This window comes from Streptomyces sudanensis (genome assembly GCF_023614315.1).
GTDB lineage: Bacteria > Actinomycetota > Actinomycetes > Streptomycetales > Streptomycetaceae > Streptomyces > Streptomyces sudanensis.
In genome coordinates this window covers 2,701,585-2,720,952 of sequence record NZ_CP095474.1, presented here as the reverse complement: position 1 = coordinate 2,720,952, position 19,368 = coordinate 2,701,585, and the positions used below count along the sequence as shown (strand labels likewise).

At 72.0% G+C, this 19,368-nt stretch carries 15 protein-coding genes, 1 tRNA gene, 1 pseudogene and 1 riboswitch; of the genes and pseudogenes, 9 read left to right on the top strand and 8 right to left on the bottom strand.

Features of this window, described 5'->3' with window-relative positions:
- Positions 1-80 precede the first annotated feature (80 nt).
- The 3 genes from otsB to MW084_RS12585 all read left to right on the top strand — a co-directional run.
- The coding region (gene otsB, locus MW084_RS12595) for a trehalose-phosphatase (protein WP_275563598.1) at positions 81-807 on the top strand (727 nt) is incomplete at its 5' end.
- 17 nt (positions 808-824) lie between these two features.
- Positions 825-1,256 carry a hypothetical protein gene (locus MW084_RS12590; protein ID WP_010472826.1) on the top strand — a complete coding sequence of 144 codons (432 nt, stop codon included), beginning with the start codon at positions 825-827 and terminating at the stop codon, positions 1,254-1,256.
- The gene (locus MW084_RS12585; RefSeq protein ID WP_255129775.1) at positions 1,253-3,982 is read left to right on the top strand and encodes a KGGVGR-motif variant AAA ATPase; all 2,730 of its coding nucleotides are present in this window, start codon (positions 1,253-1,255) and stop codon (positions 3,980-3,982) included. The genes MW084_RS12590 and MW084_RS12585 overlap by 4 nt, the downstream gene beginning before the upstream one ends.
- Before the next feature lie 92 nt (positions 3,983-4,074).
- Here the strand turns inward: MW084_RS12585 and MW084_RS12580 are convergent, their stop codons facing one another.
- Both MW084_RS12580 and MW084_RS12575 read right to left on the bottom strand, forming a co-directional pair.
- A complete protein-coding gene (locus MW084_RS12580) occupies positions 4,075-5,469 on the bottom strand; it encodes an alpha,alpha-trehalose-phosphate synthase (UDP-forming) (RefSeq protein ID WP_010474003.1) in 1,395 nt (464 codons plus the stop codon).
- Between the two features lie 44 nt (positions 5,470-5,513).
- Positions 5,514-6,479 (bottom strand): glucosyl-3-phosphoglycerate synthase, encoded by a 966-nt coding sequence (locus tag MW084_RS12575; RefSeq protein WP_010474004.1) that lies wholly within the window; start codon positions 6,477-6,479, stop codon positions 5,514-5,516.
- A gap of 148 nt (positions 6,480-6,627) precedes the next feature.
- Positions 6,628-6,773: riboswitch (SAM riboswitch) on the top strand.
- Between the two features lie 18 nt (positions 6,774-6,791).
- On the opposite strand from MW084_RS12575, the gene thrC reads away from it, so the two are divergent.
- From thrC to groL, 4 genes are all read left to right on the top strand, one after another.
- Positions 6,792-8,087: a threonine synthase gene (thrC, locus tag MW084_RS12570; protein ID WP_010474005.1), complete on the top strand. Its 1,296-nt coding sequence runs from the start codon at positions 6,792-6,794 to the stop codon at positions 8,085-8,087.
- Between the two features lie 19 nt (positions 8,088-8,106).
- Positions 8,107-8,385: a MoaD/ThiS family protein gene (locus MW084_RS12565; RefSeq protein WP_010474006.1), complete on the top strand. Its 279-nt coding sequence runs from the start codon at positions 8,107-8,109 to the stop codon at positions 8,383-8,385.
- A 506-nt stretch (positions 8,386-8,891) separates the two neighbouring features.
- Complete coding sequence (locus tag MW084_RS12560) at positions 8,892-9,095, top strand: cold-shock protein (RefSeq protein ID WP_010474007.1); 204 nt, start codon at positions 8,892-8,894, stop codon at positions 9,093-9,095.
- A gap of 341 nt (positions 9,096-9,436) precedes the next feature.
- Complete coding sequence (groL, locus tag MW084_RS12555) at positions 9,437-11,059, top strand: chaperonin GroEL (protein ID WP_010474008.1); 1,623 nt, start codon at positions 9,437-9,439, stop codon at positions 11,057-11,059.
- 167 nt (positions 11,060-11,226) lie between these two features.
- Here the strand turns inward: groL and MW084_RS12550 are convergent, their stop codons facing one another.
- The 5 genes and pseudogenes from MW084_RS12550 to MW084_RS12530 all read right to left on the bottom strand — a co-directional run bounded on the left by MW084_RS12550 (position 11,227) and on the right by MW084_RS12530 (position 16,671).
- Positions 11,227-12,222: an aldo/keto reductase gene (locus MW084_RS12550; RefSeq protein ID WP_010474009.1), complete on the bottom strand. Its 996-nt coding sequence runs from the start codon at positions 12,220-12,222 to the stop codon at positions 11,227-11,229.
- Positions 12,223-12,422: 200 nt separating this feature from the next.
- Positions 12,423-13,004 (bottom strand): RNA 2',3'-cyclic phosphodiesterase, encoded by a 582-nt coding sequence (gene thpR, locus MW084_RS12545; protein ID WP_029553758.1) that lies wholly within the window; start codon positions 13,002-13,004, stop codon positions 12,423-12,425.
- Positions 13,005-13,016: 12 nt separating this feature from the next.
- Positions 13,017-14,404 (bottom strand): annotated as a pseudogene (locus MW084_RS12540) (MFS transporter).
- Positions 14,405-14,433: 29 nt separating this feature from the next.
- Entirely contained in the window at positions 14,434-14,886 is a 453-nt protein-coding gene (locus MW084_RS12535) for a MarR family winged helix-turn-helix transcriptional regulator (RefSeq protein ID WP_010474013.1), read from the bottom strand.
- Between the two features lie 213 nt (positions 14,887-15,099).
- Positions 15,100-16,671: an MFS transporter gene (locus MW084_RS12530; protein ID WP_275563597.1), complete on the bottom strand. Its 1,572-nt coding sequence runs from the start codon at positions 16,669-16,671 to the stop codon at positions 15,100-15,102.
- A gap of 251 nt (positions 16,672-16,922) precedes the next feature.
- Here MW084_RS12530 and MW084_RS12525 point away from each other — a divergent pair.
- Positions 16,923-16,993: transfer RNA gene (locus tag MW084_RS12525), tRNA-Cys, on the top strand.
- Positions 16,994-17,215: 222 nt separating this feature from the next.
- Here the strand turns inward: MW084_RS12525 and MW084_RS12520 are convergent.
- Positions 17,216-18,664, bottom strand: coding sequence for an NCS2 family permease (locus MW084_RS12520; protein ID WP_010474015.1), 1,449 nt, complete (start codon positions 18,662-18,664; stop codon positions 17,216-17,218).
- A gap of 165 nt (positions 18,665-18,829) precedes the next feature.
- Between MW084_RS12520 and MW084_RS12515 the strand changes: the two genes are divergently transcribed.
- Entirely contained in the window at positions 18,830-19,141 is a 312-nt protein-coding gene (locus MW084_RS12515; protein WP_010474016.1) for a DUF2530 domain-containing protein, read from the top strand.
- Positions 19,142-19,368: the final 227 nt, after the last annotated feature.

Genomic DNA, 19,368 nt, shown 5'->3' with positions numbered 1-19,368 from the left:
GGCCGCGACGCCCTGGCCGCGATCCTCGCCGACCCGNCCGCCGCCGTGGTCGCNGTNGACTTCGACGGCACCCTNNGCCNCATCGTCGCCGACCCCGAGCAGGCCCGCGCCCACCCCGGCGCCGTCCCCGCGCTCGCCGCGCTCGCCCCGCGCGTCGCCTCCGTCGCGGTGATCACCGGCCGCCCCGCCGAGGTCGCCGTCCGGTACGGGGGCTTCGCCGGAGTGCCCGGACTGGACCGCCTCGTCGTCCTCGGCCACTACGGCGCCGAGCGCTGGGACGCCGCCACCGGCGAGGTGCGCGCCGCCCCCGAGCACCCCGGTCTCGCCCCGGTCCGCGCCGAACTCCCCGGTGTGCTGGAGCGGGCCGGGGCCGGACCCGGCACCTGGATCGAGGAGAAGGGCCGCGCGGTCGCCGTCCACACCCGCCGTGCCGCCGATCCGCAGGCCGCGTTCGACGCCCTGACCGGCCCGCTCGCCGACCTGGCCGCCCGCCACGGCCTCGTCGTCGAACCGGGCCGCATGGTCCTCGAACTGCGCCCCCCGGGCACGGACAAGGGCCGGGCCCTCGCCGAGCACGTACGGGAGACGGGCGCGAAGGCCGTGGTCTACGCGGGCGACGACCTGGGCGACCTCCCAGCCTTCGCGGCGGTAGAGGAACTCCGCGCGGGCGGCGTGCCGGGCCTGCTGGTCTGCAGCGGCAGCGACGAGGTGCGCGCCCTCGCCGCCCGCGCCGACCTGACGCTCGGAGGCCCGGCGGAGGTCGTCGCCTTCCTCGCCGCCCTCGCCGGACATGCCACTTTCACGTAAGTCGATACCATCGGCGGGTGGTGGACGTCAGGGTGGGGCAGTTACGTAAGAGCCGCGACCGGCTGAGCACGCGTGGCGAGGAGGCGGCGGGCGAAGGCGACCTGTCCACGGCTGGGCTGATGCTGTTCTACGCGGCCGAGTGCGGTCTCAAGGCCGAGATCCTCGTCAGTGTACGGGCCCGGAACACCAGCGCTCTCCCCGAGAACCTGCGGAATCACGACCTCAGGGCCTTGGCCAAAGCTTTGGGGCTTTCGCTCGCAGCCGCACAAGCAGTGCAGCGGTGCCGACGCGTCATGCACGGTTCGCTGAGCGGGGCTGGGCAGCGCCACGAGTGGGTGGGGCCGGCCGAATTGCACCAGGCGTGGCGCTACGGTGCCGACCTGGATCCGGACGACGAGAAGCGCGCGGTCGAGGCTCTGCGGCACCTCGTCAAAGCCTCCCGGGCATGATTGTGATCGGAGACCAGATGGAAGCGACCTCGCCTCTGCTGCCGGGAAACCTGCTGACATGGGTGGACGTCGATGAACACTGCGCGGCCCTGGCTGTGATGAATCGCTGGCCGGGGTGGCTGAAAGAGGCCAGTGCCTGGTGGGACGGCATCGAACTCACCGTGACCTCCGAAGTGCCTGACGAAGACGTCCTCACCTGGTTGGACACGGCTTTCGGCATGGGATCGGTCGTCGGCGAGCCGGAAGGCCCAGTACTCGTCCTCGACCGGCCTCAGGCAGTGGATCGCGAGGGCCTTCCGGTACGCATCATCAGGGATGAGGACTTCACGCCGGGGTTTCGCCCGCCCCGCCTCATCGAAAGACGCATCACCGAGGCGCTCGGCTCGCCCCTTCCCCGGCCCGCCGACGACGGCTTCTCTGGTGGAGTTCAGGTGGTGGCCTTCCATTCCTTCAAGGGAGGAGTCGGTCGTACGCTCCACGCAGTCGCCTTTGCCGACCTGTTGATGCGGCGCGGACGCCGTGTGCTGCTTGTGGACGCCGATCTCGAGGCGCCGGGAATCACATGGATGTACCAGGCACAAGGCGGAGCCTGTGACATCGCCTATGACGATCTCCTGGCACTCCTCCACGGTTCCACGGGCGGAGACCGGACGAAAGCGGTGCAGATCGCGACCGGTTATCTGGTGAATCAAGAGACGATTCGGCACAAGAACGACGGACGGCTGGTCATTCTGCCCACGAGCAGACGCAGGCGTCTCGGCCCTCCGCGTGTCGAACCTGCTCAACTCCTGACACCAGACCGATCGCGGTACTTCCTCACGGAGTCCCTCGCGGAATTGGCTGCCGCCGCGGATCTGGACACGGTGGTCGTCGACCTGCGTGCGGGAGCGTCCGAACTGTCCGCGCCCGTCCTCCTCGACCCGCGGGTGCAGCGCATCTTCGTCACCACGCTCAGCAGCCAGTCCTTGGACGGCACCGAACAGATGATCCGCCAACTGGGCGACAAGGCCGTGGCCCTCACCGGCAGGGATCCCGAGCCGGCCGTCGTGGTCACCCAGTTCCGCCAGGATCGGCACGCCACCGAAATCACCGACGCGCGTCTACAGCTCTCACGGGCACTGGAAGCCATGCGTGCTGCGTCCGTCGCCGAGACCGTGGAGCCCACCAACGCAGGCGACACCCTTGAGGTGGATGCCACGGTTCTCACGGAACCGATCTTCAGCCCCTTCCACGAGGAGTTGCTGGCGCTGCCGCAGAGCTGGGACGAGGTGGTCGGAGTCGTTCGCCGGCAGGGCATCGGTGAGTTGCTGGCCGAGATGTTGCCGCTGCTTTCGGAAACAGATGCAGGGTCGGAGAACGAGGTGGTGGAAGGAATCGAAAGCCGTCGCTCGGCGCTGCACCACCGGGCGCGGTCCCTTGTCTTCGCCGAACGCAGCGGTCTGGACAGCGGCATCGGCTTCCTTTCCACCGACCCGTTGCGGCGACTGGTCGGGGACAACAGGACATCCCTCCCGGTCACGGTGGTGGTCGGAGCCAAAGGCTCCGGAAAGACCTTCACTTACGCGAGGATGTGCGCGGCGGGAAGTTGGAGGAATTTCGCGGCGGGGGCCGACGAACCGGTCCGGATCGACGCACCGATCGTGCCTGTACTCGATCCCGCCAACATCGAGTCTCCCGATGACGGCAGCAGCCCGCAGCGGCTAAGGGATCGCATTGCGGGCGGACGAGGCGCGGAAGTGCCGGAAATCAAAAAAATCCTGTTGGACGCCCTTCAGGATCAAGACAACCGGGAAAACGTCGTCTACTGGCGACTCGCCTGGCTTCGTTGCATGGCCATGTCCCTGGCCGGGCCGGCCGTTCTTCACGACGACCCCGAAGAGGTGCTGCGCCAGCGGTCGCACAGTCAGCAGGCACTCTTCGTCTTCGATGGTCTGGAGGACTTCTTCCAGGAACTCGAGGGGGAGGCGAGGAGAGTCGCCCTGCGCGCGCTCTTCATCGAGGTGCCCGACTGGCTGCGAGCCTTTCGGGGCCGCCCGTTCGGCGTGGTGATCTTCGTACGGAGCGACCTCGTGCGGTTCGCGGTCCGGCAGAACCTCGGCCAGTTCCTCGACCGCTACGACCCGTATGCGCTGCGCTGGGATTCGCAGGAAGCCCTGCGTCTCGCGCTCTGGGTCGCGACGACCGCCAAGGCGGTTCCGCAGGCGGACGGCGACCTGATGGATTACTCGTGGGAGCGCCTCGTACAAGCTCTCATTCCCGTCTGGGGGGTGAAAATGGGGCGTAAGAACTCGCGGGAGGCCAGGTCGGACCGGTGGGTACCGGCTGCTCTGGGGGACTTCAACGATCAGGTTCAGGCCCGGGACGTCGTACGTTTCATCCGGGATGCCGCGCAGTTCTCTCAGGGGGACCAGGACTGGCCCGACCGCCTGCTCACCCCGAGTGCCATGCGCGAGGCCCTCGTGAAGGGAAGCCGGGAGAAACTGGAGGAACTACTCCAGGAGAATTCCGTCGTGGGCAGGCTTCTCATCGATGTCGGGCGGTATGCGGATGACGTCGTCATGCCGTTCAACGCCGAGGACGTCGGACTGGACGCCAATGCCATTGCGAAACTGAAGGAAGCCGGGGCGCTGGACCGGGATGCCGACGGCCTCTACCGGCTGCCGGAGATCTACCGGCACGCCCTCGGCTTCCGCACACGAGGAAGGGTCAGGGTCATCCGCCCCTGAGACCCCGGAACGACGCCGCTGCGCAGCACCTCAGTGGAGACTGAGGTGCTCGCGGCACACAGGGGCGGGTACGGGCTTCCAGCGTACGGAGATCATTCTCCCCGCAGCGCCTCCAACTGGTCCAGGAACCAGCGCTGGGGCGGGAGCGCCGTCGCCGCGGCGGCCAGGCGGGCGGTGCGCTCCGCGCGCTCGGCCGGGGCCATCGACAGGGCCTCGTGCAGCGCCCGGGCGGTGCCGGTCACGTCGTACGGGTTGACCGTCACCGCGTCGGCGCCCAGCTCCTCGTGGGCGCCCGCCTCGCGGGACAGGACCAGGGCGCAGCCCTCGTCGGAGACGACCGGGACCTCCTTGGCGACGAGGTTCATGCCGTCCCGGACGGGGTTGACCAGCGCCACGTCCGCCAGGCGGTACGCCGCCAGCGAGCGCGCGAAGTCGTCCTTCACGTGGAGGAGGACCGGCGTCCACGCCTCCGTGCCGAACTCGGCGTTGATCTCCTCCGCCACCCGCGAGACCTCCGCCGTGTACCGCCGGTAGACCTCCAGGTCCTGCCGGGACGGGTAGGCGAAGGCGATGTGGACGACCCGCTCGCGCCACTCCGGGCGGGTGGCCAGCAGCTCCCGGTACGCCAGCAGCCCGCGCACGATGTTCTTCGACAGCTCGGTGCGGTCCACCCGGACGATCGTCTTCCGGTCGGCACCACCGATCTGCTCGCGCAGCGCCGCCATCCGCTCCTCGACGTCCGCCTCCCGGGACCGCGCCCGCAGGAACCCGGCGTCCGCGCCGAGCCCGTGCACCCCGATCTCCGTCCCGCCCGTGCCGCCCACCGTGCGGGCGCAGCAGGCCGCGAACGCCTCCGCCCAGCGGTGCGTCAGGAAGCCGAGCCGGTCCGCGCCCAGCATGCCGCGCAGCAGCTCGCGCGCGACGTCGTCGGGGAGCATCCCGAAGTAGTCCGGCGGCGCCCAGGGGGTGTGCGAGAAGTGCCCGATGCGCAGGTCCGGCCGCAGCTCGCGCAGCATGCCCGGCGCCAGCGCCAGGTGGTAGTCCTGGACCAGCACCGCCGCGCCGGGCGCGGCCTCCTCGGCCAGCGCCCGCGCGAAGGCCCGGTTGTACGCCCGGTACGCCTCCCACCGGCGGCGGAACTCCGCGTCGAAGACGGGCTCCAGCGGCGTCTGGTACAGCATGTGGTGGACGAACCACAGCACCGAGTTGGCGATGTCGTTGTACGCGGCGGCGTGCGTCCCCTCGCCCGCCAGCGCGTCGACGTCCAGCATCCGGACGCCCTTCTCGCCGACGCCGCGCCGCACCGCCTCCCGGTCGCCGTCGCCCAGTGCCGCGCACACCCACACCGCGCCCGCGTCGGGCCCGATCGCGGAGAGCCCCGACACCAGCCCCCCGCCGCCGCGCCGCGCCTCCAGTCCGCCGTCCGCCTCGCGCAGCGCGTAACTGACCGGACCGCGATTCGATGCCACCAGGATGTCCGAGACCATGAGCCCAACCTAGCCCGACCGGGAAACGCTCAAACGTGCGGGAATCACGCCACCCGGCGCCTGCGCAGGTACTCCTCGACCTCCCGCATCGGCGGCCTCTCCTCGGTGTCCACGGGGTGCGTACGCGGCGCGAAACCCGTCTCCGTGCGGTCGAACTGCGTCAGCCACGGCCGTACCAGGTGACCGCGCGACAGCCGCTGCTGCGCGGTCCGGTAGATCGTCGCGGCCATCCGCCCCAGGGCCCGGTCGTCCTGGTGCCGGTGGAGCCGCACGCCCACGTCCACCTGGGCCAGCGCGTCCAGGCCCACCAGGTGCAGCGCGTCCACCAGCAGCCCCAGCTCCACCCCGTACCCCACCGGGAACGGCAGCCGCTCCAGCAGCGTGCGCCGCGCCGCGTACTCCCCGCCGAGCGGCTGGACGAACCCGGCCAACCGCGGCCAGTGCAGGTTCAGCAGCGGCCGGGCGACCAGCTCCGTCACCCGCCCGCCCTGGCCGCCGGCGCCGTCGCCCGGGCCGCCCGTGAACGGGCGGTCGTACATCGCCTTCACGAACTCCACGTCCGGGTCGGTCAGCAGCGGCCCCACGATCCCGGTCACGAAGTCCGCGTGGAACTCCCGCAGGTCCGCGTCGACGAAGCACACCACGTCGCCCTCCGTCACCAGCAGGGAGCGCCACAGCACCTCTCCCTTGCCGGGCAGGGCGGGCACGCGCGGCAGCACGTCGTCGCGCGCCACCACCCGCGCGCCGGCCCCCGCGGCCACCTCCGCCGTGCGGTCGGTCGATCCCGAGTCGACGACGACCAGCTCGTCGACGAGCGGCACCGCCTCCGACATCAGGTCGCGGCGGATCACGGCGACGATCTCGCCGACCGTCGCCTCCTCGTTCAGCGCGGGCAGGACGACGCTCACCGTCGTGCCGCGGGCCCGCTTCGCGGCGAGTAGCCGGTCGATCGGCCGGTCGGCCACGGACCAGGACCGCCGGCCCAGCCAGCGCTCCACCTCTTCCAGCACGCGCGCCACTCCTCAGGTCGTCACGGGGGCGCGGATGATCCGTCTCGCGGTTCGGACGGCCGTCTCGGACGGGCACCCCTTCGGTTACAGTCTTGAGCAACGCACGGGACCTCCGCATACCGGGGTCCCCGTGCCGACAACCGCATACCGCTCATCCAGAGGGGCAGAGGGACACGGCCCGATGAAGCCCCGGCAACCCTCCAGCCGGTCTCTCCGCGCGTCACGCGAGGTCCCCGGCTAGGGAAGGTGCCAAATCCGTCTCACGGCGACACCCGCCGGTGAGAAAGATGAGGAGAAAGGGCCTCGCCACCCATGGCCGCGCAGACCGCCGCACCCACCGCACCCACCGCACCCCCCGTCGACCTCGGCCCCGCCGCGGGCCTCTCCTGCCGCGAGTGCGGCGAGCGCTTCCCGCTCGGCCCCGTCTTCGCCTGCGAGCACTGTTTCGGCCCCCTCGAAGTCGCGTACGACCTGCCGGACTGCGGCCCGCAGGAGCTGCGCAAGCGCATCGAGGCCGGCCCCGCCAGCATCTGGCGCTACGCCCCGCTGCTGCCCGTCCCCGCGGACGTCGCGGACCGGCCGAACCTCCACCCCGGCTGGACCCGGCTCGTCAGGGCCGACAACCTCGCGCGCGAACTGGGCGTGACCGGCGGGCTGTACGTCAAGGACGACTCGGGCAACCCCACGCACTCCTTCAAGGACCGCGTGGTCGCCCAGGCCCTGGAGGCGGCCCGCGCCTTCGGCTTCACCACCCTGTCGTGCTCCTCCACCGGGAACCTGGCGGGCGCGGTCGGCGCCGCCGCCGCGCGGGCCGGCCTGCGCTCCTGCGTGTTCATCCCGCACGACCTGGAGCAGGGCAAGGTCGTCATGGCCGCGGTGTACGGCGGCGACCTGGTCGGCATCGAGGGCACGTACGACGACGTCAACCGCTTCTGCTCGGAGCTCATCGGTGACCCCCTCGGCGAGGGCTGGGGCTTCGTCAACGTCAACCTGCGGCCGTACTACGCGGAGGGCTCCAAGACCCTCGCCTACGAGATCTGCGAGCAGCTCGGCTGGCGGCTGCCCGACCAGCTCGTCGTCCCCGTCGCGTCCGGCTCCCAGCTGACGAAGATCGACAAGGGGCTGCGGGAGCTGGTCGCGCTGGGTCTGGTCGAGGACCGGCCGTACCGGATCTTCGGTGCGCAGGCGGAAGGGTGCTCCCCGGTGTCGGCGGCCTTCAAGGCCGGCCACGACGTCGTGCGGCCCCAGCGGCCGGACACGATCGCCAAGTCGCTCGCCATCGGCAACCCGGCCGACGGCCCGTACGTCCTGGACATCGTCCGCCGCACGGGCGGCGCGGTGGAGGACGTGGACGACGAGCGGATCGTGGACGCCATCAAGCTGCTGGCCCGCACCGAGGGCGTGTTCGCCGAGACGGCGGGCGGGGTGACCGTCGGCGTCACGCGCAAGCTGGTCGAGGGCGGGCTGCTGGACCCGTCCCTCACCACCGTCGTCCTCAACACCGGCGACGGCCTGAAGACCCTGGACGCCGTCGCCCCCACCACCGGCCCCACCACGACCATCCGCCCGAGCCTGGAGGCGTTCCGCGCCGCCGGCCTCGCCCGCTGACCCCCGGGAGGCACCCGTCATGAGCGTCAACGTCCGCATCCCCACCATCCTGCGCACCTACACGGGCGGCCGGGCCGAGGTCCCGGCGGAGGGCGCGACCCTCGCGGAGGTCATCGAGTCCCTGGAGAGGGACCACCCCGGCATCGCCGCCCGCGTCCTGGACGACCAGGGCCGGCTGCGCCGCTTCGTGAACGTCTACGTCGACGACGACGACGTCCGCTTCGAGCAGGGCCTCGCGACCGCCACCCCGGACGGCGCCGGCGTCTCGATCATCCCGGCGGTCGCCGGGGGCTGCTGACCGGCCGTCGACGGGGCGCCCGGCCCTTCCCGGGCGCCCCGTCCGCCCGCTCCGGTACGTCCGGCCCCGGACCCCGGTTCCGGGGCTCCGGTTCCGGGTACGCGGGCGTTCCCGGCCCTCACGGGAGACCGGGAAAACGGAGGCGGCAATTCCGGGGGATTGGGCGCGGTAGAGTTGGGGAAGCCCGCGCCGGCGCCCTTCATCGGACACCTGTGGGAATGCGCCGGGCGCCGATAAGAAACAGCCAAAGTGCCGCCACCCGATGCGCGTTTTGCGGCCTTTGTCCGGCCCGACTTGCCCGGGATTATCGCCGTTCCGGCCGCCTTTTCCCTTCGCCGACATTCGGCTTTCCCGTCCGATCGACCTGTTGCGGACGGCAGTCCGGCGGATACATTCGGCCGCGGTCGACGCGTTCCGGCGCACGCCCACCCCTGTCAGTGGGCGAGGTCTGACCCGGGTCCGCGAGGTGCGGTCCTGCGCAAGGGCCAGTAATAGGGGAGTTAGGCATGGCTCAGGGCACCGTCAAGTGGTTCAACGCGGAGAAGGGGTACGGCTTCATCGCGGTCGACGGTGGTGCGGATGTTTTCGTGCACTACAGCGCGATCCAGATGGACGGCTACCGCACCCTGGAGGAGGGTCAGCGGGTCGAGTTCGAGATCTCGCAGGGCCAGAAGGGCCCGCAGGCGGACATGGTCAAGATCGCCGTCTAGGCACGACGCGTTCCGGCCGGCTGCATCGGGTGGAGGGCCCGTACCCCGTGGGGTGCGGGCCCTCCGTGCGTCCGCCCCCCCGTCCCTGCGGGACCCCGCCGACACCGTGGGGCGCTTGCACTCTCCCATGCCGAGTGCTAATCATTGCGTTAGCACTCTCCGAGTGAGAGTGACAAACGAAGGACCTCGTCGGTGAGGCTCGCACAACGCGTGGGGCAGGGAACCACACGGCACGCGGGCCGTCCGTCGCGGGCGCCAGCGCGGTCCGGAGCAATCCTTCCCCACGCTCTCAACTGCGTCCGAGCAGGGGAGACCCCATCAGTCCGGGAGGACCACTTCACATGGCCAAGATCATCGCGTTCGACGAGGAGGCACGGCGCGGTCTCGAGCGCGGGATGAACCAGCTCGCCGACGCCGTCAAGGTCACCCTTGGCCCCAAGGGTCGCAACGTCGTCCTCGAGAAGAAGTGGGGCGCCCCCACGATCACCAACGACGGTGTCTCCATCGCCAAGGAGATCGAGCTCGAGGACCCGTACGAGAAGATCGGCGCCGAGCTGGTCAAGGAAGTCGCCAAGAAGACGGACGACGTCGCCGGTGACGGTACGACCACCGCGACCGTGCTCGCCCAGGCGCTGGTCCGCGAGGGCCTGCGCAACGTCGCCGCCGGCGCCAACCCGATGGCCCTGAAGCGCGGCATCGAGAAGGCCGTCGAGGCCGTCTCCGGCGCGCTGCTGGAGCAGGCGAAGGACGTGGAGACCAAGGAGCAGATCGCCTCCACCGCCTCCATCTCCGCCGCCGACACCCAGATCGGCGAGCTGATCGCCGAGGCCATGGACAAGGTCGGCAAGGAAGGCGTCATCACCGTCGAGGAGTCCAACACCTTCGGTCTGGAGCTGGAGCTCACCGAGGGCATGCGCTTCGACAAGGGCTACATCTCGGCGTACTTCGCGACCGACATGGAGCGCATGGAGGCCGTCCTCGAGGACCCGTACATCCTCATCGTCAACTCCAAGGTCTCCGCGGTGAAGGACCTCCTCCCGCTGCTGGAGAAGGTCATGCAGTCCGGCAAGCCGCTGCTGATCATCGCCGAGGACGTCGAGGGCGAGGCCCTGTCCACGCTGGTCGTCAACAAGATCCGCGGCACGTTCAAGTCCGTCGCCGTCAAGGCCCCGGGCTTCGGCGACCGCCGCAAGGCCATGCTCGGCGACATCGCCATCCTCACGGGCGGCCAGGTCATCTCCGAGGAGGTCGGCCTCAAGCTGGAGAACGCCGGTCTGGACCTCCTGGGCCGCGCCCGCAAGGTCGTCATCACCAAGGACGAGACGACGATCGTCGACGGTGCCGGCGACAGCGACCAGGTCCAGGGCCGCGTCAACCAGATCCGCGCCGAGATCGAGAACTCCGACTCGGACTACGACCGCGAGAAGCTCCAGGAGCGCCTGGCGAAGCTGGCCGGCGGCGTGGCCGTCATCAAGGCCGGTGCCGCCACCGAGGTCGAGCTGAAGGAGCGCAAGCACCGCATCGAGGACGCGGTGCGCAACGCCAAGGCCGCCGTCGAGGAGGGCATCGTCGCCGGTGGTGGCGTGGCCCTGCTCCAGGCGTCCAGCGTCTTCGACAAGCTGGAGCTGGACGGCGACGAGGCCACCGGTGCCGCCGCCGTGAAGGCCGCCCTGGAGGCCCCGCTCAAGCAGATCGCCGTCAACGCCGGCCTCGAGGGCGGCGTCGTGGTGGAGAAGGTCCGCAACCTCACCCCGGGCCACGGCCTGAACGCCGCGACCGGCGAGTACGTCGACCTGGTCGCCGAGGGCATCATCGACCCGGCCAAGGTGACGCGCTCCGCGCTGCAGAACGCCGCGTCGATCGCCGCGCTGTTCCTCACCACCGAGGCCGTCATCGCCGACAAGCCGGAGAAGGCGTCCGCGCCGGCCGGCGGCGGCATGCCGGGCGGTGACATGGACTTCTGATCCTCGGATCGGACCAGTCCGGCAGTACGGACCGAGGGCGGCACCCCGAACGGGGTGCCGCCCTCGGGCGTGCCGGGGGCGCCGGGACCGGCGGCGGGACGGCGACCGGCCCCGGGGTCACCCGCGGGCGGGACGCCGTGCCCGCGCGGGACCGCCCGCGCGGGACGTCACCAGGCGAACGCCTCCGGGGACGGCCCGGGGCCGGGGAAGACCTCGTCGAGGCCGGCCAGGAGCTCGTCCGGCAGCTCCAGCTCGACGGCCCGCAGCGCCGACTCCAGCTGTTCGGCGGTGCGCGGGCCGACGATCGGGCCGGTCACGCCGGGGCGGGTGAGCAGCCAGGCCAGGGCGACCTCGCCGGGCTCCAGGCCGTGCTTCTCCACCAGGTCCTCGTACGCCCCGACCCGGGCGCGCACGGTGGTGTCGGCGAGGGCCTGGGCGGCCCGTCCGGAGGTCCGGCGCACCCCCTCGGCCTCCTTCCTGAGCACTCCGCCCAGCAGCCCGCCGTGCAGCGGGGACCAGGGGATGACGCCGAGGCCGTACTCCCGTGCGGCCGGGATGACCTCCATCTCGGCGCGGCGCTCGGCCAGGTTGTACAGGCACTGCTCGCTGACGAGCCCCATGGTGCCGCCGCGCCGGGCCGCGGACTCGTTGGCCTGGGCGATCTTGTAGCCGGGGAAGTTGCTGGACCCGGCGTAGAGGATCTTGCCCTGCTGCACGAGGACGTCGACGGCCTGCCAGATCTCCTCGAAGGGCGTGTCCCGGTCGATGTGGTGGAACTGGTAGAGGTCGATGTGGTCGGTCCGGAGGCGCTTGAGGCTGCCCTCCACCGACCGCCGGATGTTGAGCGCGGAGAGCTTGTCGTGGTTGGGCCAGACGGCGGCGTCGTCGGGGCTCATGTTGGCGTACGCCTTGGTGGCGAGCACGACCTTGTCGCGCCGGCCGCCGCCCTTCGCGAACCAGTTCCCGATGATCGACTCCGTGCGGCCCTTGTTCTCGCCCCATCCGTAGACGTTGGCCGTGTCGAAGAGGTTCAGGCCCGCGTCCAGTGCGCGGTCCATGATGGCGTGGCTGTCGGCCTCGTCGGTCTGCGGTCCGAAGTTCATGGTCCCGAGGACCAGCCTGCCGACCTTGAGGCCGGTGCGTCCGAGCTGCGTGTACTCCATGGCTCCCAGCCAACGCCTTCGAGTCCGCTCCAGGCAAGGGGGCCACGGCGGGGCCCGCTCACGGGTGCCCCGCCCGGCGGGCGGAACGGCGGGCGGGTCGGCTACCGGCCGGCCGCCGCCGCCACCGCGGTGACGGCGAACATCAGGACGAGGACGACGGCCATGACGCGGTTTCGGGTCTTCGGATCCACCCTTCGAGGTTAACCGGCGTCCGGGCGCGGCCCGCCCAGGGGCCACGTGGCGATCGTCTCGTAGCGGGGCGCCTCGCCGGGGAGCCCGGACGCGGGGAGGTGGCTGCGGACCAGGGCCAGCTCCGCGACCTCCCAGCGGGCGCCCTTGAAGCGCTCCAGCTCCGCCGCGAACGGCGCCAGGTCCGTGTCGGTCCGGCTGCGGGCGAGGGTGAGGTGCGCCTGGTACCGGCGGTGCTCGTCCATCGCGACGCCGGTGCGCCGGGCCGCCGCGTCGGAGCGCTCGGCGAGCAGCCGGAGGTCATCGAGGCCGCCCGCCGCGCCCGCCCACAGGGTGCGGTGGCCGAACCGGCCGCCTCCGTGGACGCGCAGCGGGAACGGCTGCGTGCGGTGCGCGGCGCGGGCGAGCCGCTCCGACAGCTCCGGCAGCAGGGCCGCGTCCACCTCGCCCATGAAGGCCAGGGTGTAGTGCCATCCGGGGCGGCCCGTCCAGCGCAGCCCGTCCGCACCCGGCAGCCGCCGCAACTCCCGGACGACGGACGCCAGTTCCTCGACCGCCACCGGGGGCGGCAGCACGGCAGCGAAAAGCCTCATGCGGCGAGTCTGTCACGCCGTCGCGGCGAGACGGGCGTGCTCTTCACGCCCTTCCCGGGGCACGAAACACACCTGCGGGTGGCGGACGAGGCGTCCTGGCCGCAGCTCGACGCGCAGCCGCACGCCGGTCGCCCGCGACAGCAGCGCGCCGATCACCACCGCGGCGGCCAGCGACACGACACCGCCGGTGGCGAAGCCGACGCGGGCGCCGTACGTGTCGGTGACCCAGCCCAGCAGCGGCGCGCCCAGCGGCGTACCGCCGGCGAAGACCATCATGTACAGGCTCATCACCCGGCCCCGCATCACGGGGTCGGTCGCGAGCTGCACGAACGAGTTCGCCGTGACGTTCACGGTCAGGCCGAACATCCCGATCGGCACGAGCAGCACGGTGAACAGCCAGAAGCTGGGCGTCACCGCCGCGGCGACCTCCAGGACGCCGAAGACCGCGGCGGCGCCGATCAGCAGCCGCAGCCGGGAAGTGCCGCGCCGGGCCGACAGCAGCGCGCCCGCCAGCGAACCGACCGCCATGAGCGTGTTGAGCAGGCCGTACGTGCCGGGGCCGACATGGAAGACGCCGTCGGCGAAGGCCGTCAGCCAGATCGGGAAGTTGAACCCGAACGTGCCGACGAAGCCGACCAGCGCGATCGGCCAGACCAGCTCGGGCCGCCCGGCGACGTACCGCAGGCCCTCCCGGAGCTGGCCCTTGGCGCGCGGGGCGCGGGCGGACGGGTGCAGCTCGGCGGGCCGCATCATCAGCAGGGCGGCCAGCGGCGCCAGGAACGACAGGCCGTTGACCAGGAACGCCCAGCCGCTGCCGACCGACGCGATCAGCAGACCGGCGACGGCGGGGCCGACGAGGCGGGCGGACTGGAAGTTGGCCGAGTTCAGACTGACCGCGTTGCGCAACTGGTCGGGGCCGACCATCTCGGAGACGAACGACTGGCGGGCCGGGTTGTCGACGACGGTGACCATGCCGAGCAGGAACGCGACCAGGTACACGTGCCACACCTGGACGTGCCCGGACAGGGTGAGCGCGGCGAGGCCGATCCCGCACAGGCCGAGGGCGGCCTGGCTGGCGACGAGGAGGCGCCGCTTGGGGTACCGGTCGGCGACGACCCCGCCGTACAGGCCGAACAGCAGCATCGGGAGGAACTGGAGCGCCGTGGTGACGCCGACGGCGGCGGCGGAGCCGGTGAGGCTCAGGACCAGCCAGTCCTGGGTGATGCGGGCCATCCACGTCCCCGTGTTGGAGACGATGGCGCCGGTGAAGAAGAGACGGTAGTTCCGCACCTTCAGCGAGGCGAAGGTGCCGCCTGCGGCGCGGTGCGGTGCGCGGGGGGTGGGGTTCGGGGACTGGGGTTGTGTCCGGGGGCGGAGGGGTCTCCGGTTCCCGTACTCAAAAGGGGTCGCCTCCTCGTCTCGGGTCGTCCTACAGGTGCGCGAGCTTCTCCAGTACGGGGGCGGCGGCGCGCAGCACGGCCCACTCGTCCTCGTCCAGGCCCTCGGCGAGGGAGGCCAGCCAGGCGTTCCGCCGGCGGCGGGACTCCTCGAGCATGGCCTCGGCCCGCTCGGTCTGGCTGACCACCTTCTGACGGCGGTCGTCTGGATGCGGCTCCAGCCTGATCAGCCCCTTCGCCTCCAGCAGGGCGACGATGCGCGTCATCGACGGCGGCTGCACGTGCTCCTTGCGGGCCAGCTCGCCGGGGGTGGCCGAGCCGCACTGGGCGAGGGTGCCGAGCACCGACATCTCGGTCGGGCTCAGCGACTCGTCGACACGCTGGTGCTTCAGGCGCCGGGACAGCCGCATGACGGCGGAACGGAGCGCGTTCACGGCGGCCGCGTCGGCGTCGCCGCCGGGGCCCCCGCGGGACAGGTCGGGCATGTTCTTTAGCGTAACTCATTACTGTGTCTAAAGAGCAGCCGGACGGCTTCCGGGACGCGCCCGGTGGGGAACGTCACTCCCGGACGGCGGAGGCCGGGGTGTCGTCCGCGTCCCGGCGCCCGGGGGCCGGAGAGGCGGACCACCGCGCGCCTTCCCGGGGGAGCGCCCGCCAGGGCGCCGCGCTCCCCCGGGAAGGCGCGGCGCCCCGGCCCCTCAGGGGCGCCGCGGGACCGCGGCGGCCTCCTCGGCCTCGCGCGCCGGGGCGGATTCCGCCGGGGCGGGGCGCAGCCACAGCGCGATGACCGCCAGGGCGGCCAGGGCCACCGCCAGGAGCAGCCACATGGCGGCCTGGCTGCCGCTGGTGAAGGCCGCCCGGAAGACGTCGACGGCCTCCTGCGGGGTGAGGCCCGCGTGCCGTTCGAGGAGCGCCGGGGCCTGGGGCGGGTTCTCCACCACCTCGGCCGTCCAGGCCCCGGACGCGGCGCCGTGGCCGGCCAGGCGGTCGTCGAGGGCGCTGCCCGCCGCGAGCCGGTAGACCTCCATGCCGGCGGCGAGGCCGAGTGCGCCGCCCAGGTTGTGACACGTCCAGGAGGCGCCGACGGCGGTGCCGGCCAGGTGGCCGGGCACGGCGGACAGGGCGGCGACCGTGGCCGGCCCGAGGACCAGGGCCCAGCCGATCCCCAGCGCGACGAGCGCCGCCACCAGCACGGGCACGTCCGTGGCCGGGGTCAGCCGGGCCAGCATCGCGGCCGACAGGGCGAGGGCGACGAAGCCGAGGCACAGCATGCGGCGGGGGCCGCCGCGGTCGACCAGCCGGCCGACGAACGGCGACAGCAGCGCCACGGCGGCCGTGCAGGGCAGCAGCAGCAGGCCGGTGGTGTGCCCGTCGAAGCCCCGGACGGCGTGCAGGTACAGCGGGACCAGGAACAGGGCGACGCAGTAGAAGAAGGCCAGCGCGAAGTCCGCCGTGACCGCCCCGAGGAAGTTCCGCCGGGTGAACAACTGCAGGCGGATCAGCGGGTCGGCCGCCCGGAGCTCCACCGCGCGGAAACCGGCCAGCCCGGCGACCCCGACGGCGAGGAGGGCGAGGATGCCGGGGGAGGACCACCCCCAGACGTGCCCCAGGGTCAGCGCCAGGACGACCGAGGGGACGGAGACGAACAGCAGAGCCAGCCCGGGCCAGTCCATCCCGCCGGTCATCCTCTCCCCGTAGGACTCGGGCACCGTGGGCACGCACACGGCGAGCGCGATCACCACGAGGGGGACGTTCAGCCAGAAGATCCAGGCCCAGCCCACCGACCCGACGAGGACGCCGCCCAGGACGGGGCCCAGCGCCAGGCCGAGGCCGTTGACCCCGTAGAGGCAGCCGATGGCCTTGCCGCGCTCGTGCGGGGGGAAGATGGCCGACACCAGGGCGCCGGTGGAGGTGTAGAGGACCGCGCAGGCCGCGCCCTGCAGGAAGCGGAAGAGGATGAGCCACTCCGCGGTGCCGGCGAGGCCCGCGAACAGGGAGGCCACGCCGAACACGGCGGCCCCGGCGTACAGCACCTTCCGCCGTCCGTGGCCGTCGGCCAGCCGCCCCGCCGTCACCATGCCGGTCGACAGCGCGACGACGAAGACGTTCACGATCAGCTGGAGCTCGGTCACCGAGGCGCCCAGGTCGTCCTGGATGACCGGTGCCGCCGTGCTCACGATCGTCAGATCGATGCAGCCCAGGAAACTCAGTGTTCCCAGACCTGCAAAAGCCCACCATTTCCGAACCGCTACGGACCTGTCCTCGGCCACGGCGTCCTCGATTTCCTCAAAACTTGATTTTCCGGGCAGTCAACTCCTTATCGGTTGCCTTTGTCGAGCGGTGTTTCAAAAAGGCATAACCCATTGCCGAAAAGGTATACGGGAATCCGTGATCCGGGGTGGTGAAAGGCTTTCCCCGGGAGTTCGGGCGGTGCTAACGTTTACCGCGTCGACAGGGAAACGTCGACCGGAAGGAAGACCTTCGCCACCAGGCGGGGGTCGTCGGGAAGGCCTTCCGTGCCGGTGGAGTGGCCGAGAGGCGAGGCAACGGCCTGCAAAGCCGTCTACACAGGTTCGAATCCTGTCTCCACCTCCGCCGCGCCCGCCGCCCGCTTTCACGCGGGCGGCGGGCGCGGCCTTCACCGGTTCTCGCCCGGCCGGTGCGCGCGGGTGTCCCGGGCGCCGCCCCGGTTCCCGTCCGGAGCGTCCACGGCGGGCCGGAACGGGGGCGACGGCGGTGCGGATGCCGGAGGGACGGCCGGCCCGCGTCCGCGGCGGCGGGCCGGGGTGGCGGCCCGCCGCGTCGCGGGGCCCGTCAGGTGAGGCCGAGCGCCGGCATGGCGTAGTAGAAGACGAACACCGCCGACACCACGTACATCGGGACCGGCACCTCGCGGCCGCGGCCGGCGGCCAGGCGCAGCACGCTGAACGCGATGAAGCCGATGCCGATGCCGTTGGTGATCGAGTACGTGAACGGCATCATCACCATGGCGAGGAACGCCGGCACGGCGATGGTGAAGTCGCCCCAGTCGATGTCCCGGACCGACCCGGCGAGGATCAGGAACCCGACCGCGATCAGGGCGGGGGTCGCCGCCTGCGACGGGACCATCGTGGCGAGCGGCGTGAGGAACAGCGCGACGGTGAAGAGGCCGCCGGTCACCACGGAGGCGAGGCCCGTGCGGGCGCCCTCGCCGACCCCGGCGGTCGACTCGACGTAGCAGGTGGTCGCGGACGACGAGGTCGCGCCGCCCGCGGCGACGGCGAGGCCGTCCACGAAGAGGACCTTGTTGATGCCGGGGAAATCGCCCTTCTCGTCCGTCAGCCTGGCCTCGTCGCCGACGCCCAGGATCGTCCCCATGGCGTCGAAGAAGCAGGACAGCAGGACGGTGAAGACGAAGAGGGAGCCGGTGAGCAGCCCGACCTTCTCGAACCCGCCGAACAGGCTGACCTGCCCGAGCAGCCCGAAGTCCGGGGTGGACAGGGGGTTGCCCGGCCAGGTGGGGGTGGTCAGGCCCCAGGAGGGGACCTCGGCGACGGCGTTGACGATCATCGCGGCGACGGTCATGGCGACGATCGAGACGAGGATGGCGCCCGGGACCCTGCGGACGATCAGCGCCAGGGTGAGGAGCGTGCCGACGGCGAAGACCAGGACCGGCCAGCCGCCGAGGTGGCCGTCCGCGCCGAGCTGGAGGGGGACGGTGGTGTGGGCGGCGTCCGGGATGCGGGAGACGAACCCGGAGTCGACCAGGCCGATCAGGAGGATGAACAGGCCGATGCCGATCGCGATGCCCTTGCGCAGTCCCGCCGGGACGGCGTTCATGACGCGCTCGCGCAGACCGGTCGCGACCAGGAGCATCACGATGATCCCGGCGAGGACCACCATGCCCATCGCGTCCGCCCACGCCATGCGGGGCGCGAGCTGGAGGGCGACGACGGTGTTGACGCCCAGGCCGGCGGCGAGGGCGATCGGGACGTTGCCGACGACGCCCATGAGGAGCGTGCCGAACGCCGCGCTCAGCACGGTCGCCGTGACCAGCTCGCCGCCGTCGAGCTGGTGGCCGTACACGTCCTCGGCGCTGCCGAGGATGATCGGGTTCAGCACGATGATGTAGGCCATCGCGAAGAACGTCGCGAAGCCGCCGCGTACCTCGCGGCCGACGGTGGAGCCACGCTCCGAGATCTTGAAGAACCGGTCCAGCGCGTTGCGGGAGCCGGCCGGCTGCGGTCCGGACGCGGCCGGGGGAGCGGTGGCCGTGGAGGGCATGCGGAACCTCGTGGTGCGGGGGCGGTGGGGGGGCAGGCCGCGCGGAGTCCGGTTCGTGCGTTCGCACGAGGGGGGCCGGTCGGCGGCAAACGTTTCCAGTATGAACATATGGGTCGAAGATCGCCATACCCGCGAGTAGAGCGGAGCGCCGCTTACGATGAGGCCATGGCCAAGTGGACCCCCAAGCACGAGGCGCCCGAACCCCTGGAGGGGCCGGTCGTCGCCACCGTCACCGGCGGCACGATCATCTGGTTCGCCCTCTTCCTGGTGCAGGTCCCCTTCTACGGCTGGTTCGCCGACCGCGACCTCGCCTGGTGGGTGTGGACCTGCCTCGCCGGCGCGGGGCTGGGCCTGTTCGGCATCTGGTACGTGCGCAGGCGCGACGCCGCGATCAAGCGCGCCGCCGAGGGGGCCGGCCGCCCCGGGGGCTCCGCCGGGCGCCCCGCCGCCGAGGACGGGGCCCGCCCCGGCCGGTAGACCCGGCGGGGCCCGCCCTCCGTTCCTCCGCACCCGGCCCGTTCCGGCGGTTTCCGGNCGNNGGGNCNGCGCCCGGTTCGCCCGGCCGCCGTCCCCGCGCCCGGCCCGCCCGGCTGCCGTCCCCGTAGCCGGTCCGCCTCGGCCCGTACCCGGCCCGTGCCGGTGCCGGAGCCCGTCCCCGGGCGGGGAGCCGGAGGCCCGCCCCGGCTCCGCACGTNCGNCNGCNG